This is a genomic window from Tardiphaga alba, from assembly GCF_018279705.1.
Taxonomy (GTDB): Bacteria; Pseudomonadota; Alphaproteobacteria; order Rhizobiales; family Xanthobacteraceae; genus Tardiphaga; species Tardiphaga alba.
This window is the reverse complement of the sequence record NZ_CP036498.1, coordinates 2,581,487-2,598,239: the sequence shown is the minus strand read 5'-3', so window position 1 is coordinate 2,598,239 and position 16,753 is coordinate 2,581,487. Positions and strand designations below refer to the sequence as shown.

The 16,753-nt window shown below is 60.0% G+C and carries 9 protein-coding genes; 2 read left to right on the top strand and 7 right to left on the bottom strand.

Annotated features, from left to right (window positions below; translation table 11 throughout):
• Positions 1-925: 925 nt before the first annotated feature.
• Positions 926-1,762, bottom strand: a complete 837-nt coding sequence (locus tag RPMA_RS12115; RefSeq protein ID WP_211913029.1) for a COG3904 family protein — start codon at positions 1,760-1,762, stop codon at positions 926-928.
• 7 nt (positions 1,763-1,769) lie between these two features.
• The gene (locus tag RPMA_RS12110) at positions 1,770-3,098 is read right to left on the bottom strand and encodes a hypothetical protein (protein WP_211913028.1); all 1,329 of its coding nucleotides are present in this window, start codon (positions 3,096-3,098) and stop codon (positions 1,770-1,772) included.
• 460 nt (positions 3,099-3,558) lie between these two features.
• Between RPMA_RS12110 and RPMA_RS12105 the strand changes: the two genes are divergently transcribed.
• Together RPMA_RS12105 and RPMA_RS12100 are read left to right on the top strand one after the other, a co-directional pair.
• A complete protein-coding gene (locus RPMA_RS12105) occupies positions 3,559-3,747 on the top strand; it encodes a hypothetical protein (protein ID WP_211913027.1) in 189 nt (62 codons plus the stop codon).
• A gap of 1,404 nt (positions 3,748-5,151) precedes the next feature.
• Complete coding sequence (locus tag RPMA_RS12100) at positions 5,152-5,373, top strand: hypothetical protein (RefSeq protein ID WP_211913026.1); 222 nt, start codon at positions 5,152-5,154, stop codon at positions 5,371-5,373.
• A 201-nt stretch (positions 5,374-5,574) separates the two neighbouring features.
• Here RPMA_RS12100 and RPMA_RS12095 read toward each other — a convergent pair whose 3' ends face one another.
• The 5 genes from RPMA_RS12095 to RPMA_RS28000 form a co-directional block, all read right to left on the bottom strand.
• Entirely contained in the window at positions 5,575-8,364 is a 2,790-nt protein-coding gene (locus RPMA_RS12095; RefSeq protein WP_211913025.1) for an autotransporter outer membrane beta-barrel domain-containing protein, read from the bottom strand.
• 635 nt (positions 8,365-8,999) lie between these two features.
• Entirely contained in the window at positions 9,000-11,156 is a 2,157-nt protein-coding gene (locus RPMA_RS12090) for an exonuclease domain-containing protein (RefSeq protein WP_211913024.1), read from the bottom strand.
• A 126-nt stretch (positions 11,157-11,282) separates the two neighbouring features.
• A complete protein-coding gene (locus tag RPMA_RS12085) occupies positions 11,283-14,546 on the bottom strand; it encodes an error-prone DNA polymerase (protein WP_211913023.1) in 3,264 nt (1,087 codons plus the stop codon).
• Positions 14,543-16,063 carry a Y-family DNA polymerase gene (locus tag RPMA_RS12080; protein WP_211913022.1) on the bottom strand — a complete coding sequence of 507 codons (1,521 nt, stop codon included), beginning with the start codon at positions 16,061-16,063 and terminating at the stop codon, positions 14,543-14,545. The genes RPMA_RS12085 and RPMA_RS12080 overlap by 4 nt, the downstream gene beginning before the upstream one ends.
• Entirely contained in the window at positions 15,984-16,736 is a 753-nt protein-coding gene (locus RPMA_RS28000; protein ID WP_249225644.1) for an ImuA family protein, read from the bottom strand. Before RPMA_RS28000 ends, RPMA_RS12080 begins: the two co-directional genes overlap by 80 nt.
• Between the last annotated feature and the right edge of the window lie 17 nt (positions 16,737-16,753).

Genomic DNA, 16,753 nt, shown 5'->3' with positions numbered 1-16,753 from the left:
CTAGGGGGCTCGCTCGGCCTGAATTTCCTACCGTCGGCTCTCTGTCCTGCAAGCGTTGCGACCCAGTAGGACAAAGGCAAGGCTGGCGCAGTGAGATCGACATTGCCCGTAGGCCGGTATCTGGAACATCGAGAATTGAGAGAAGTCGCGTGTGGCACCTTCGGTCGCTCAAGTTACGTTGTCGATGCAAGCTCGCTGGTGCCCCGTCCCTATGCGTCCTATCCACTCTTTTACTTTAGGAAGGAGTACCGCACGTTCCAACGCATCTTCCGGTAGAGCTTCCAGCTTCGCCGTATACCGTTCCCAATCTTCGATTGCGTCAAGCGGACCGGGCTCGTCGATCATCGTATAAAATCTCATCGCTTATCCATTATCGGCCATATTCCAACAGCGCAAAACAGCCCGCAAAGAGTAGCGCTTCAGGTCGCGGTCAAGCCGGACGTTCTCCGATCTCTGACCTACCAGGCTTGTCGCATTTGCAGGTATCGGTTTTCGATCGATGATCGACTTATAGGCACAGCAACGACTTTCGCCCTATCCTACGAATAAGGCTTATCGGCGAGGTTAAACCATGAGCACTTTTCCTTCGGCACCCCGCGGGAAAGCCTCGGCCCGTGGGCCTATCTTAGCCGAGCCAACCTCATTTTGGCATGCAATTTCAGATCTCTTGTAGAGTCCAAAAATTCAATCCGCGTACACATGCTGGAGGGAGTTGGGTAGCTGATTGAATCCAAAGTTCAGTGCTTGATTTCGTTGGTTTATTGCCGCCCTGCAGAGTCCGAAAACTCGACAATGACGTAATCAAAAAATTGGAAGACATCCCTCGACCGGTCGAGCGGTTAGTTTTCCATGCTTTCGGCGTAACCAGTGGTTACGTTGAAGGACCCAAGCGAAAAACGTACAGATGCAGGGGCAAATTAACTGTCTACGTGCGGGTTTTCGCTGCTGGCACTTCGCTTGGCTCGACTGCCGGCGTAGAGGTCACGACGTTCAACGTCTTCAACTCGTCTGGCTTGAATACGAACAGCCGGTCTTTCGGCGTCTCCATTGCATGAACCCAGACCTGGAGATTGATGCCCATATCGCCCAGATAGCGCTGACAGCGAGCCGAGATGCGCTGTGCGTCGCTCATCTCGTCGCGATGGACATTAGGATCGAGCGCACTCGCGGCGAACACCTGATGGACGCCGATCGCGGCCTTTTCGCCGGCGCGGCGCTCTTGGCCACCGACAAACATCAGCGGACACGAAGACGCGCATAGTTTGCCGGCCTCGACCTCGGTCGCCAGCCGCTTTTCGCGAATGAGCCGCCCCATCGCCAGCGCGTCGGACACTGACCCGCCCGGCGAATTCAACACTACGGTCTTGACGTAGTCGCCGCGCTTGGCGATCTCGGCGGCGAAAGCCTCGGACACGCCGGGCGTGATCGTCCCGCTTGCCATCAGGCGGCCGCCGCCAACCAATTCGAAACTCATCGGCTTTGCCAGCGCCCCGTCCGCGCGCGGCATCGGCACACCGCGGCGGTCGCTGCCCGGCAACAACGGTGCCAAGATGGCAGGCACGTCGAGACGGGGCGCCGTCTCGGCCGGCGATGATGCGGTGTCGCTGGACTTCAACAGGCCGTTCATTCCCGCGAGGTCGAGCGCGAGCACGGCGATCGTCACCGCCACCACGCCTTGAAAGATCTTTCGCAGGATGGCGTCATCCGGGTAATCGGCAAGCCACGCCGAAAAACGCTGCTTAAACGTCATGTGATCGGCCATGGCGCGCCTACTTCACATGTCGCGCTGTGGAGAGGGCCGTGACGTTCTCGTCGCTCACAGCCTCCGGCACGCGCTCTCGGGCATCGTCCGGAGACGGCGGCTCGGGCACTGCATCGCGCACTGCGGCGACGTCCCGCGCCATCTGAAGCGCTGCCATCATTTCTCCGACAGTCATGTCGGTGGCGGCTACGGCAGGCGCACCTTCCCGCCGGATCGCGGCATGGACCACGCAAAGGATCAGCACAAGCACCGCCGGCATCAGATCGATAGAGATCGCGCCGGCCCAGCTCGGGATAAAATCGCTGGCATAGCGCAGCACGGCCTCCGCCGGGGACATGGCCTGAAAGCGCCCAGGCTCCACCTTGGGCAGTGCGAGGATCTTGTCAGCGGCCTCTGCAAGCGAATTCGCTTGTGCCGAGATCGAGCCCTCAACCTTGCTGACGACAGCGCTTTGCCTGTCGGCCAGATCACCCCGTCCACCGGCTGCCGGCGCGATAAAGCCGGATGTCAGTGAGATTGCCGCGCGCTTCACGGCTGGCGCCACGGAGGTTTGCTGCAAATTGGTGATTACGCCCATCAGCGCCAGCGACTCCGTGGCAAAGGCATCGCTACGCGTCGCGATCGGACCGCGGTCCGAAATCAGTTCGCGCATCTTGGCGAGATGCTTGCCGCCGAGTTCGAACAGGGACGACACGCGCTTGCCGGACGCCTGGACCTCATTGCCCAGTCCTTCGAGCTGCCCGGACATCTGCGTCAGGAGTTGCACTACGGTGCCGGAGCCGGAGGTGCCCGTCAGCGATCCAGTGCGTTCGGCATCTGCGAGTTTGGCGAAACGCGATGAAGCCAACTGAATGTCCGGCAGCAGACTCTGCGCCGCGATGGCGTTGCTGTTGGCGGTGTCGAGATCGCGCGTATAGTTCTGTACCGTGATCGCAAGATGCTGCTGGATCGCCGCCGCGCCGGCCAGCGCTGAGGCATTCAGCCATGACGACATCGCCACAATCATCAGTGAGCCTAGCGCCATGCAGCCGAACATCAGGCCGCGGCCACGCCGATCGACGACATGCGGCATGAACTGCATAAGGAACACCCAGAAGGCGTAGATGCCGACCGAAACAGCCACTGCATAGATCACGGCGGCAAAGAACACCGTCGTCGGGCTCCCGTTCAGAAGCTCACGCACGCCGAGATAGGTGTAGACGCCTGCGGCCAGAGCCAGAATCGCGGTGGTTAGCCGCAATGTGGTTTCAAGACGGCCAACTCCCTTTGAAAGAATGGTGGAGACAGAAGAGGCAGGCGCAGCCACGCGCGAGACAGAGGGCGGCATTGGGGGCATCGAGCTATCCCGTTGGATCAAAATGGATGTTTTGATAAGCGCACGCCCCCGGATCCGGCTTCCAAATTCTCGGATCCCGCGTGCTAAGTTACTCAATTAACGATCAAAATCGGCCGGATTATGTCTTGGTCAAGCGATCTATTCCTGCAAGTCTTCGCCGATTAGCCCAGCACGGCTCTACGGCGCTGGTCACGAGCTTTTGGATCCGACTTTCGGTCAGCGCAGGTCAAAGACCAATCCTTTGTGGCTGCACATCTCCCCGCCCGCCCCGGAACAAATCAGCTCAAAATGCGTTTCGCGTTTCGAGCGAGCAGACCCACCAGGGGAAGGCGGATGTGCAACTTTGAAAAGACGATCATCGGCCTTGGGCTGCTTGCTTGTATATGTTTCGCGTTAGCCGGGACATCGATGGTCACTTTGATCGCACGATGATCCCCACCGTCACGAGAAGTTCAGATCGATGAGCTGGCTTTTGGTTCTGCCCAATAAACGGTTGGCCGTTGCGGTCAGAGAGGGCGTTGAACATACAGATGCAATCATCGCCGTGATGGACGCAGCTCAAACCAAACAACTTGGCCAGTCTGAGATAGACAAGGAGCGACTCTCTAGACAATCCGAACGCATGGCGGCGAAGGCCGAAAAACAGTGAAGACCCTCGCAAGCGCCCCAAAGTGGCGAGACGTGCGGAAAATGCGGAGGCCGAATGATCGCTTATCGACGCGGTCCACACCCTAAGCGATCCGACAAACAGGCTGAGCGCCTCCAATGCGAGGATTGTCGGGCACAATCCGCCCAGACAATAACACTAGTTTTAAAAAAGCCGTAGTCGCAATGACTGACGCCGCTGCGCAGTGTTCCGCCCTAGGGTCGTCATTGCGGTGCTTTAATGATGCAAGCTTGCTTGAAGACCAAAACTCATTGAAATTGCGACCTCAAAGCGAAGATGAGTCATCTACCGGACACTCGCCCATCTTCGACGAGCAGAACATTTTTAACTTGCGAACAGGATTTGGCGGGATACCGTGCGCTTGCCCGGTTGGCCCACTGAAGCGCCATTATAGGGCGTGGGAGTGGGAACATGTGGAATTTTGGCCGAGCGTCTGATGACGAGGCCCTGAAGCTCATTGTTGCTTACTTGAACATCAGCGAACCAGAGCGGCGTAAACATATCGTCGCTTTGGCAGAAGAGTATCAAAGAAGTTCCGTTCCTATTGCCCGAAGCGAACGGCCTTTAATCTGGCAAGACAACCGACCGAACGAGAATGTTAACGCCGGAGATTCTCGACTGCCTTGGTTGCGGCGAGACTGATTGTCTCTGCGGAGCAAAGCCTGCCTCTAGCCTGCTCGTCATTGCGGACATTCCAGTCGCGGTCTGACTTCGGGCATTGATTTCAGCCGGCGTAGAAGCTGTCGCGTTGCATAAGTGGGCAGATCGTGTGCCTCGCCGCTTCCACACAGGACGCCGTTTTCCAGAAATCCATCACAGGCGTCAAAATGATCCGTGGGTGTCGTCCTGCAAACCAAAATCTGAATCTTGACGGCGTTTGATCAAGTTATAAATTACTGCTCGGCCGTCTATGGCCCACTCAAAAGGCAAACCCGTAGACACGTCTGGTGACGATGATGACCGATGAGATTTTGGCCCGAACGCGTACATATCGAAACAACATCGCTCGCTACAATCGCATTCTGAGAACCGAACTGACGGATTTAGAACGGTCATACATTCAGAGACGATTGTCTGAAGAGACAGCGGCACTCGGCGCTCTCGCATCTCAATCCATCCAGGCAAAGTTCGGATGTCGCCCGTCTGGACTGGGATCGCCATCGACAGTCCCCTAGTACTGCCTCATGCCACGCCTACGCACCCTGCCCTGTCCAAAATGCGGCTCGCTTTCCGCGTGGGCACGTTCGGCCCCTGACAAGAGCAGCTATGTGGCGCACGCCTACAAGTGCCCGCAATGCAGCTTTGTCCAGACGATAATTGAGCCAGATCCGATGGAGCAAGCCAAGGGCTGGCTTGCTAGCGAATTGAAGCCACCGAAAACATAGTATGCCGAAACAGCCGATCACTCGCAGATGGACCGAAGATGACATCGCACATCTGCTTCAATTAATTAAAGAAGGCGCGACCCTGATGCGTGCCGCCGCCGCCCTCAATCGCGGAACGGCTTCGGTGCAGAAAAAAGCGAGATCGTTGGGCAAGCAGTTCGACGGCGTCCGCCAAGTCCGCGCTAATCTCAAGTCGGTCGGCGCATTTGATCGCAAACCTTAAGGGATTTCTGACCTGGAAGGTGTACCGCGTCATGTATGACCGCTTTGCGCCAATACCAGACATTGGCGGTGGCGAGACTCGAAAGCCTGCCCGGCGCTCTTGGTGCGGGTCCACGTGGAGCTTAATGATCGGTGCGGCTCTTGCAGCTTACTTTTCGGTTGGGAACTGAGCTGGACTCTCGTAGTCGAAAATTTGCCTCATCTACCAGCTGTAGCGCACCAGCCCTTTACCCGCATAGCTGCGCGCGATATCGGAAAACTCACCTTCGAAGGTCGTGGCGGCCGACCAGCCGTTCATCCACGTCATTTCTGCCGACGCCGTCGTCAGCGCGGCATTGCGCGCCTGCGCGGCGCCGTTCACGGCAAAGCTTGCACCGGGCAACGCCTGGAACGTTGCCGCGATGGAGCGATCCGTATTGTAGTCATGCGCCCAGGCGGCACGGCCGCGCAGCGTGAGAATGGCATCGGCCAATGCGAACGACTTGTCACTGCGAATGCCGAGTTCGCTGCGCGTCGCCGTGACGGTCTTGCCGCGATAGGCGAGTGCGAATGTCGTGGCGCCGCCGGTCCCGGTTTCGGCATAGGAGGGCAGGTCGAACGAGGTCACCTGCGCGGCCGCATAGGGCGCGAGGCCGACGCCACCCAGCCACGATGCGACCACACGACTGCCCGCCTCGATGCGGCCGGAATAGCTGTTCGCATTGAACTGCGCGCGCAGGCGCTCGAAGCCGGCAGCAGCGACCACGCGTTCGGTGCTGACATCCTGCCAGCCATAGGCAGCGGCCGCAGTGACGTAAGCCGAACCGACGGCGTGGCGCACGAAGGCCCCAGCCTGGAACAGGTCGGAGCGACCGGCGCCGCCGCTATTCACGGAGAAACTGGTGCCGCCACCGGCCAGCGAGAAGCCTGCAATGGTGTTGGGCGAGAACCAGTGATCGGCGCCGATCGCCGTGCCATAGATGCGCGACGTTGTGTCGCTCGATCCGGTGACCGCGCTGCCATCGGTGCCGCGCGAGCCTCCGAAGCCCGCGACCCAGACGTTCCAGCGTTCCTGGAAAGCCGGTGCAGATGATGGTGCCTTGCGATGCATCGACGCGAAGGCATCGGTCCGGCTCCGCTTGCCGGCATAGGCCATGGCGTCGTCCGCATAGGACGCAGCACCGCCTGCAGCGACATCGCGCCCTGCCGTGAAGGGATCGCTCATGACGCCCATGAACAGGTTCATCGCATCGAATGCGGTCTGCTGACTGCCGGTGCCGAGTTCACCGGCGGCTTGCGTCAGGCCCGCTGCGTTCAGCCCGCCGAACACCAGCGGAATGCCGCCGGTGCGATTGAAGAAACCCGTCAGCGTATTGGCAACGGCTTGCTGGTTGCGATTGAGGCTGCCGCCGAAACTCGGATCGAAATTCAGCGTCAGGTTGAGATACGCATTGTTGGGATCGTAACTCAGGTTCGAACTGAAATTCGACGGCAGGTCGGTGTTGACCTGCGTGCCGAAGGTCCCGCTGACACCAAGGGTCGCATTCAGGATCGTGTATTGCCGGGCGACGTAGCTGCCGGGCGCGAAACGGGCATTGACCGTGGCGTTGCCGAGCGTCGCCGTGCCGATGACATCGACGCGATCCGCATTGGTCGGCGAGACCTCGACCATGTAGCTCGATGCCGCCGTCAGCGAGAGATTGCCCTGCACCGTCAATAGACCGATGGAGTTACCCGGCGACAGCGTCCCGCCATCGATCGTGGTGTTGCCGACGATGCCGTTGCCGCCGAGCGTGCCGCCGGTATTGACGGTCGTCATCGATGACGAAGCGATGGAGCCATTGACGCTGAGCGTACCGGCATCGACGATCGTGGTCCCGGTATACGCATTCGCGGTGGCGAGCGTCAGCGTCCCCGTGCCGGTCTTCGTCAGGCCGCCGGTGCCGGAGATCGCGCCCGCAAACGACGTGCTCGTATTGTCGCTGCCCGCCGTCAATCTCGCAGAACCGAGCGACACCGCGCCGGCGCCGGCGAGCGAACCGACCGCATTGGCAAAGCTATTCAGATCAAGCGTGCCGGCCGCGACAGTCATTGCGCTGTCGCCGCTCAAGGCGTTCGTTGCCCCGGCGCGCAGCGTGCCGCCATTCACCGTGGTCGCGCCTGAATAGGTGTTGCTGGCCTCCAGAGCCAGGATGCCTGCACCCGTCTTGATGAGGCCACCGGCACCAGAAATGACGCTGCTCGCCGTGACGTTTCCTGCCCCACCAACGGTGAGATCATGCCCGCCATTGGCGAGGCCACCATTCAATGTCAGCGAGCCGGCATCCGCATTGATACGGGACGCCGATTGAAGCGTGATCGCGCCACCATAAGTGTTGTTGCCCGCGATATTGCGCAGCGCGCCATCATTGGCCACGCCCATCCCGTTCAATGTCAGCGCTTCGGTGAAGATGGTGATGCTGCCTTCGACCTGCAAAGCCGCGCCTGCAGCAACAGTCGTGCCCGCGCCTGTCGAACCAAGCGCAGTGCTATTCTGAATATTGAGCGCCCCCGCAGTGACCGTCGTGAGTCCAGTATAGCTGTTGTTACCTGTCAGGATCAGCGTGCCGGCGCCGATTTTTTCAAACGGTTTCGGCCCGAACGGCGGTGAGGCCGTGGTCTCTGATATGGTACCAGTCAGCGTCGCGCTTCCTGACAAGACTTGAAACTGGACGGCGGCTGACGTCAGATTTATCGCGTTTGCTATGGTGACATTCGCCCCAAAGCTGATGAGCGCATCGCCAACCCGCAATGTCCCCGATCCGAGGGCCTGATTGTTCTGCAACGCCAGCGTTCCGGCGCTGGCGATGGTGTCGCCTGAATAAGAGTTCGCGCCTGATAGTGTCAGCCTGCCGCTGCCGACCTTGGTCAAGCCACCAGTGCCGTCGATCTGACCGGAGAAATCCGTGTTCGTATTATCGCCACCAGTCGTCAGAGATGCCGCTCCCAGCTGGACGGTGCCGCCTCCGCTCAACGAGCCTATGGTCTGATCGAAGCCAGCAAGGTCGAGCGTCCCACCCGCGACGTTAACCTCAGCGCTTGAGCCAAAGGCGCTGATTGAGCCGGCATAGAGTGTCCCGCCAGCGACGTACGCGCGACTGAACGCATTTGTGCCGCTCAATGTGAGTTCGCCACCGGTAACAGAAATCCCCGCGCCGGTCATGCTGTTTGAGATCGAGTTGAACCCAGCACTGCTGCTCAAATTCGTGCCGGCGCCGTTGAAGTTCACGGCTGCACCGGTCACGGTGTAATTGCCACCGTTGAAGAGCCAGGCGTCCGGTGTAATCGGCCCTGATCCGATCGTGACGCTAGCGCTTCCGCCCCCGCTGAACTGAGCCGAACTTCCCGATGCGATCGGTGCAACACCCGGCGGACTAGACCAGTTCGTGTCGGTATCATAGGCCGACGTCGTCGTGCTTGAGCCCGCCCCACCCCAGACCGCCTGGCCATGCGCACCGTTTGCGAGCAGAAGCGGCAATGTTCAACCTGACTGACGCAAATGACGCGTTTGGGAAGGGCCTTCGCAGGAGAATAACTTCTTCCGCTAATCGATCAAAAGAACGACCGCTTTGCGCCATTTCCGGGCATACTATTCCGGCTATGGCTTGATCACGCCGCGTAACCTTGGAGCTGAGAATCTTTTTGCCGCTTTGCATTCATAAGATTCAAAAGGCCAGCGGCTGCGCGCGCATCGCAGAGAGCGCGATGGTGGGTCTCAAGATCAAGACCAAAGGTCCGGCTCAAGTTTCCTAGGCCATACGAGCCGAGCCCGGGATGTGTCTTGCGCATGCCGGCGCAGGTGCAGACCTTCGGAAACCGAAAGCGTCGCTCCAGTCGCTCGTATTCGCTCGAAATGAACCCATAGTCGAAATTCACATTGTGCGCGACGAAGATGCCGTCGCTCATGAATTGCATGAAACTGTCGGCGACGGCCGCGAACAGCGGAGCGTCACGCACCATTTCGTTCGTGATGCCGGTTAATTGGACGATCTTGGATGGTATCGCCCGCTGCGGGTTCAACACGGAATGCCACTCACCGACGATCTGGTGGTTACGCATCTTAACCGCCCCGATTTCGGTGATACGGTCGAACGAAGCCATGCCGCCGGTCGTCTCCACGTCCACGACGACGTAATCCTGATCGGGATCGAACCTGTAGGCGACGCGACCAATCTCTACCGGGATTCTGGCATTGCCGAGTTGCCGAAGACGGGTCAGTTGATTTCGTCGGATGACGTCTCCCTCTGCTTTCACCTCGCTGAACGAGACTTTGCCATCCTGAACAAGCATCAGGTCCGGGAAACCATCCCGCATCGAGCGGAAATCGCGACACATAGCCTCCAGGATGCTCGCGAGGCCCGCTGTGTCCACACCGGCCAGTAGGCACCGCAGGGCGTCCAGATCGACATGATCCCATGCGAATAGCCCATTCGGCCTTCCCCATTTCCCGGCGACGGATCTAAGGAGGATGTTGAGAGCCGCTCCGGATCGCACGGCATCGAGCTTGGCTGCGATTTGCGGCTCGAACCGACGCAAAAAAGTTCCGTCCTTTAGGCAACGCGGTACCCAGTCGAAGCCGCTATTGAGTTGATCGGATTCGAACAGCTCGTCCCAGAAGATGAGCCCGAACATCGCGAGCCAGACGTTGTTTTCAGTGAAAAAGACGCGATAGCCCTGACGACGTTTGAACGAGGCCACGCCCGCCTCCGGATTGCCGCGATGGGCATCGTCGATGGCAATCGTCGTCGCGGCCCGCAGCATTTCGGTACAGGCTCCCGTCCGGCGGCCTCCGAATTTGCGTGCATGGAAGTCTGCCGCGAATGTCAGCTCCTCATCCGTCAACGGATCATCGATCATCCGCGTGAGAAGCGCCTCCGCTTCGATCTTGTCGCCTGACACGTAGACGAGCCGGACCAGCCTCTCGCGACAGTCGGCGGACTCCCCGGCGCGATAAAGGGAGTTCGCGAGCTCGAGGTCCCCAAGATTCTCGAAAAATTGGCCGACACGGCATGCAGCGCGCCCGCGGAGTTCAACCGCGTAGTCCGTTGGACAGAACGGACCGGCGAGGATTTCTTCGGCGCAAAGTCGATAGACATTGGCGCATTTTTCTTCGGTACGGTCCAGGATCTGACTGTAATAGAAACAGGCCCTCGCCTCGTCGCCGTCCTCGAAGCGAGCGCTGAAAGCCGACGCGCCGTTTGTCCGCATGAGACCGAGATCGCGAAGCGCGAAGTTCTTCAGATCGACCTCAGTCTTGCCGAAGTAGAGATAAAGCTGGAATTCGATCGGCGTGGTGCCGGCAAGAACGACGAACCGGTCTCCGTCGCAGTACTCAACAGCAGTATCGAAGGGGATGCGCTGGGCAAAGAACTCGACCAGCCTTGGTTTCGACCACGAAGAGCGGATGTCGGAGAAACCCGCGCTTTTGCCCCCGGCGAACAATTCGGTCTTCGGAAGTCGTGACAGGAACGCCGCGTAATCGTCCGGGACGAGCGATCGAGCGTGACCAATGCCCCTCAATTCCTCCAGCGCGGAGCGGAGGTCGAAGATCTCAGCGTACTTGAAATGCTCGCGATTGAAGACCGAACCACGCCGGTTGACCATCCGGACGAGCAGACACTGCGCATCACGGGACAATCGGCCAAAAGAGCGGGAAAAATTATGGTGCTCCTCGGTCAGAATCGACGCGTAGGTTTCCGCAACGAAGCCCAGCATCTCCCTGAAATGATCGAGGTAGTAATAGACGGGTAGCGATGGGAGGCTCATCGGGCGCGGCCAAGGTAAGTCGCGAAAGCGCTAAGCGCAGCCGGATCATTCAAATCAGATATCATCGATGACGTAGGTCACGTTCTCTTTTGTTCATTTTGTTGGAAATGTCAAGGCAGCGCGCATCTATCGAAAGTTCCTCGGCTTTAGCCGCAGCCTATCGATGTGCAGATCGGGAATGTAGATGTCGCGCGTGCGAAGCCCCTTCGGCGGAAGGCCGCGCGTGTCGGGCGATCCTCCGTGGTGGAATTCATCACCGCGGCCATGGGGAAGCGGGAATTGTTCGTCGCGCTCGCTGACGCCCGCAATATCTGCCGACATGTCGGTCAACTGCCGCGCCACCAAGTGGACAACCTCCCCCTCCCGCTGGATACGCCCTTGGACTGCGATCATCGATGCCCCGAGGATGATCCGACGCTGGCGTTCGTACAGCGAGGGCCAGATCACAAGATTGGCCACGCCGCTTTCATCTTCGATGGTGATGAACATGACGCCTTTCGCCGAACCCGGTTTCTGTCGGACGAGGACGATCCCGGCCGTCGTCAACCACTTGCTGTCGCGAGCCGACATCGCGTCAGCGCAGGTGACGATGCGCTTGGTAGTGAGTTCGTCACGTAGGAAAGAGACCGGATGTGCCCGCAAGGTAAGTCCGACATGCCGATAATCCTCCACGACCTCACCTCCCGCGGTCATGGATCGTAGCGTGACCTCTGGCTCGATGACCTCCGCGATAGCGCGACGTTCCCGTTCGGCAGCTGCAGCGAAGAGCTCCAGCGGTTCGTCTCGGAGCGCCTTGATCCCCCACAGTGCGTCACGTCTGGCGAGACCCAAACTCTCCCGCATGCCGTCTGCTTCCGCGATCTCGACGAGGGACCAGATCAGCACGCCGCTCCGACGCCAGAGATCGTCAATAGATGTGAACGGTTCGTCCGCCCGGGCAGTGACGATGGCCGCGGCCGCATTGTTGGCCAGACCGCGAACCATCCGAAGACCAAGGCGGACAGCAAAGTTATCGTCATCGACTGCCTCCAAGGTGCAGTCCCATCGAGATGCGTTGATGCAGACAGGACGGATTTCGACACCATGCTCGCGAGCGTCCCGGACGATCTGCGCCGGCGCGTAAAATCCCATCGGTTGCGCATTCAGCAGCGAAGCGCAGAACACGTCGGGATGGTGGCATTTCATCCAGGACGATGCATAGGCAATCAGCGCAAAAGAGGCCGCGTGGCTTTCCGGAAAGCCGTAGGATCCGAAACCTTCGAGTTGCCCAAACGTGCGCTCGGCGAATTCCTGATCGTAACCACGGGCCACCATGCCGTCGATCAGCTTTGCCTTGAACTTGGAGACGCCACCGGTGAACTTGAACGTCGCCATGGCCCGTCGCAATTGATCGGCTTCCCCGGGCGTAAAGCCAGCGCACTCGATAGCGACCCGCATCGCCTGCTCTTGGAACAATGGCACACCGAGCGTCTTGCCGAGCACTTTCTCGAGTTCGGGCTTTGGATAGACCACCTCCTCCTTGCCTTCGCGACGGCGAAGGTAAGGGTGGACCATGTCGCCCTGGATCGGCCCAGGCCGGACGATGGCGACTTCGATCACTAGATCATAGAAGGTCCTCGGCTTCATACGCGGCAACATCGACATCTGAGCGCGGCTCTCGATCTGGAACGTGCCGAGCGTGTCGGCCTTCCGGATCATCGCGTAGGTTCGAGGATCTTCCGGCGGGATCGTTGCAAGGTCGAGCTCAATGCCCTTTTTGTCCTTCAGAAATTCAAAAGCTCGCTTCATGCAGGTCAGCATGCCGAGCGCCAGACAATCGACTTTCATAAACTTGAGGGAGTCAATATCGTCCTTATCCCACTCGATAACCTGCCGATCGGCCATGACAGCCGGCTCGATCGGTACGAGTTCGTCCAAGCGATCGTGGGTCAGAACAAAGCCACCGGGATGCTGAGACAGGTGCCGTGGCGTCCCTATGAGTTCGCGTGCGAGGTCCAGCGCGAGACGCAAGCGCCGATCCGCCAGATTGAGGTTGAGCTCCTCTGCGTGTTTCGGCTCGACACCCTCCTCCGACCACCCCCAGACCTGCGACGACAGCATCTTGATGAGGTCTTCGGTCAACCCAAGCGCTTTGCCGACATCGCGCAGCGCGCCTTTCGCCCGATAGCGAATGACGGTCGAGCACAGCGCTGCATGGTTACGTCCATAGGTCTCAAAAACCCACTGCATGACGATCTCGCGGCGTTCGTGCTCGAAATCGACATCGATATCCGGCGGTTCCCGGCGCTCTTCTGACACGAAGCGCTCGAACAAAAGGTCGTTGCGGCCGGGATCGATCGAGGTGATGCCCAACACGAAACAGACGGCAGAATTGGCAGCCGAGCCACGCCCCTGGCACAGAATGTCCCGACTTCGCGCGAAACGGACAATCGAGTTCACCGTCAAGAAATATGGCGCGTATCCCAACCGTTCGATCAGGCGGAGCTCATGTTCGAGCTTTCCAATCACTTCGTCCGGCAGCCCCTCGGGATACCGGTGCGCCGCGCCTTCCCATGTCAGTCTCTCCAGCGCCTGCTGCGGGGTTAATCCCGGCATCGTGCGCTCCTCCGGATACTGATAGGCAAGCTCGTCCATGCTGAACTGGCAGCGGCTAGCGATCTCGACCGACCGCCCGACCGCCTCGGGATATCGCGTGAACAAGCGCGCCATCTCTTGCGGCGGCTTCAGGTAGCGGTCGGCGTGTCGCTCACGGCGGAATCCCGCCTCATCGATGGTTACGCCGTGTCGGATACACGTAACCACGTCCTGCAAAATCCGCCGCGTTGGATCGTGGAATAGAACATCGTTGGTTACGACGGTCGGGATGTCAAAGCGCTGCGCGAGGGTTGCCAATTCATGGATCCGCATCTGATCGTTCGGCCGTCGCCGAAGTGTGAGCGCCACATAGGCTCGATCGGCGAAAACCTCCCGCATCTTACGCAGCCGCGCCATGCAGGCGTCGTCAGCATCGTCCGGAACGAGGACGGCGATCAGTCCGGCATTCCAATCGATAACGTCAACCCACTGGAGAACGCACTTCGCTTTTCCGCCCCGCTTCTTGCCGACTGACAAGAGACGGCAAAGGCGCGAATAGGCACTTCTGTCCGTCGGGTAAACGAGCATCGACATGCCATCATCGAGGTCGAGGCGACAACCGATGATAAGGCGCACGCCCGTTGCCTTGGCGGCTTCGTGGGCCCGAACGATGCCAGCCAAGCTGTTGCGATCGGCGACTGCAAGAGCCTCAAAGCCAAGCAGGGCCGCTTGCGCGAACAATTCTTCGGCGGAGCTCGCGCCACGCAGGAATGAAAAATGCGACGTGCATTGGAGTTCGGCGTAACCGGCCCTCACGCGAAGATCCCGTGCAGGAACCAATGATGAGACCCGGTCGCAGCATGCTCGCCGTCTCCAGCCCGAAAGATCCAGAAACGCTCGCCCGCCTCATCCTCGACGCGGAAATAGTCGCGCACAGCAACGAACTCTGCGTCTCGCTTCCACCATTCGCCAAAAACGCGCTCGGGGCCATCGGCCCGCCTCACCCGCCGACGGATGCCCCGCCACGTAAAACTCACCGGCGGGTGGTCCGGAAGCAGCGCTACCGTCTCAATCTTTTCGGGTGACGACAGCAATCGTGACGGGCGTGGCCAGTCGATCGGCCATTTGGCGTTCGTTGCTGGCGCGGTCGCGGCCACACGTACGAAGGATCGTTCCGGCACATCGCTCTGTGCCGGTGCCATACGATATAGTGATCGCTCGCCCAGCCGGTTGGCGAGGACATCGACGAGATCGGTCACGTCGGCGGCAGACGCTTCAATCAACGACGACACCTTCTGGCTCGCTTCGATAGGCTGCACCAGGGTCGCCGCGAGCCGTAGGATCTCGATGCCGAAACCGGGATCGATCTTCTCGATCTTGTCGCACAGGAGCCGCGTCAGTCGCTGAACCTCTTGCAGAGGCTTAGCGGTGCCCACCCGTGCGACTTGTATGCGATTATCGACCAGGTGGCAGACGAGATCGGCACGCAAAACACCAAGCCCCTTCTCTTCCAGACGATCGCAGAGCTCCTTGGCAAGTTTGCCGATATACCGGGCGATCGTATCGGCGGCCCCAATCGGTTCGACGAACGTCCGCCGCACCTCGATCATGTCAGCGGGCCGCAGCGGGTCGATGGGCTCGGCAGAATCTCCGAATGCCTGATCGAGTCGCCGGCCGACGATCGGTCCGAACCGCAATGCCAGCGGTGCGCGCGGCGTCGCGGATAGATCGGACACCCTATTGAAGCCGAGACGGCGAAGATCACCAACAATGTCCATGGGAAGACGCAGCGCCGCGATCGGCAAAGGACCGACCGATATCCTGACCGTCCCGCGCGGGACGATCACCGTCTCGGCGACAGCAAAGCGCGCCAATGCATGCGATGCTCCCCAAGCGTCCGAGATAGCCACCCTGGCCGTAATACCTGCCTGACGGAGGCGCCTGCCAACGTCAGCGACCATTGCACTCTCGCCGCCGTGGAGATGATCGGCACCGGCTGTATCCATCACGAGGCCGTCCGGCGTATCCGTTGCAACTACCGGCGAATAGCGAAGCGCCCACACAGCCAAACGCTCAAGCGCCTTTGCATCCGCGTCCGGGTCGGCATGATGGATGACGAGTTCTGGAACGAGCGCCTGCGCTTTGGTCGCCGGCATCCCGGAACGAAGCCCCAGACGCGCGGCCTCGACGTTAACTGCCGTTACAAGCCGCTGCGCACCATGGCGCCCAATAAGGATAATCGGCTTGGAGAGTTCAGGCGCGCCAGCGCGCGTCGCGCGCAGTAAACGATCGATCGGCCAGGTCGGAAGATAGACGGAGACGACCCTCGCCATCGCAAGCATCCACTAAAAAATCCGCGCTTTCACCGGCGCGGCATCGGATCAATTCAAGAAGCCATCGGGCCCGGCCAACGCCTGGGACCGGCAGCGGCACGGATGGAAGCGCCGAGACCCGCCAGCGTGTGGCGGATGCGGTGGGCTGTCCGAAGTCGGCAGCCTCCGTCTGACGTCGCCACCGCCTGACCGCGATCGCCATCGTTCCGGAAGCTTCTGCCGCGAGATGGAGACGCCGGGACGCCGTCATCGAAAGTTTGGAGACCTCTGCCACCACGGCCCCGAGGCATCCGTGCCGCGCTCCCTCCTCGAAGCTCGAAAGCAAGGACTTCTCGTCCCCTGCCTCCAGGTAAATCACGCGGTCTGGACCGAGACCGGCTTGAGCAAGAGCGGCGGCGAACAAGTCATGTCGTGTTACGCACCACAGTACCTGCCCCACGGTTCGAGCGGCGATGCCGGCTGCGAACAGCGCTGCCGCAGCACCATCAACCGCACCGTTTCCACCGCCTGCAACTTCGTGGAGTGCGCCGACCACCAGCCCCCCGCCCGGCAGCTTTCCGTCGATTGCCACATCGCCGAAAGGCAAAATGGTTCGCGCGCGAAGTTGCGGGCTCTCCAGTCGAGCCACCTTCGCACGGAGATCGTGCAGAACCCTGTTCGCGGCTCCTTCCATCTATCCAGCCCGACCAT

What these genes read in the sequence shown, in the direction of transcription:
- RPMA_RS28000 (WP_249225644.1), bottom strand. Translation starts at nt 16,736, where the DNA reads ATGGAAGGAGCCGCGAACAGGGTTCTGCACGATCTCCGTGCGAAGGTG.
- RPMA_RS12100 (WP_211913026.1), top strand. Translation starts at nt 5,152, where the DNA reads ATGCCGAAACAGCCGATCACTCGCAGATGGACCGAAGATGACATCGCA.
- RPMA_RS12080 (WP_211913022.1), bottom strand. Translation starts at nt 16,063, where the DNA reads ATGGCGAGGGTCGTCTCCGTCTATCTTCCGACCTGGCCGATCGATCGT.
- RPMA_RS12090 (WP_211913024.1), bottom strand. Translation starts at nt 11,156, where the DNA reads ATGAGCCTCCCATCGCTACCCGTCTATTACTACCTCGATCATTTCAGG.
- RPMA_RS12105 (WP_211913027.1), top strand. Translation starts at nt 3,559, where the DNA reads ATGAGCTGGCTTTTGGTTCTGCCCAATAAACGGTTGGCCGTTGCGGTC.
- RPMA_RS12110 (WP_211913028.1), bottom strand. Translation starts at nt 3,098, where the DNA reads ATGCCCCCAATGCCGCCCTCTGTCTCGCGCGTGGCTGCGCCTGCCTCT.
- RPMA_RS12115 (WP_211913029.1), bottom strand. Translation starts at nt 1,762, where the DNA reads ATGGCCGATCACATGACGTTTAAGCAGCGTTTTTCGGCGTGGCTTGCC.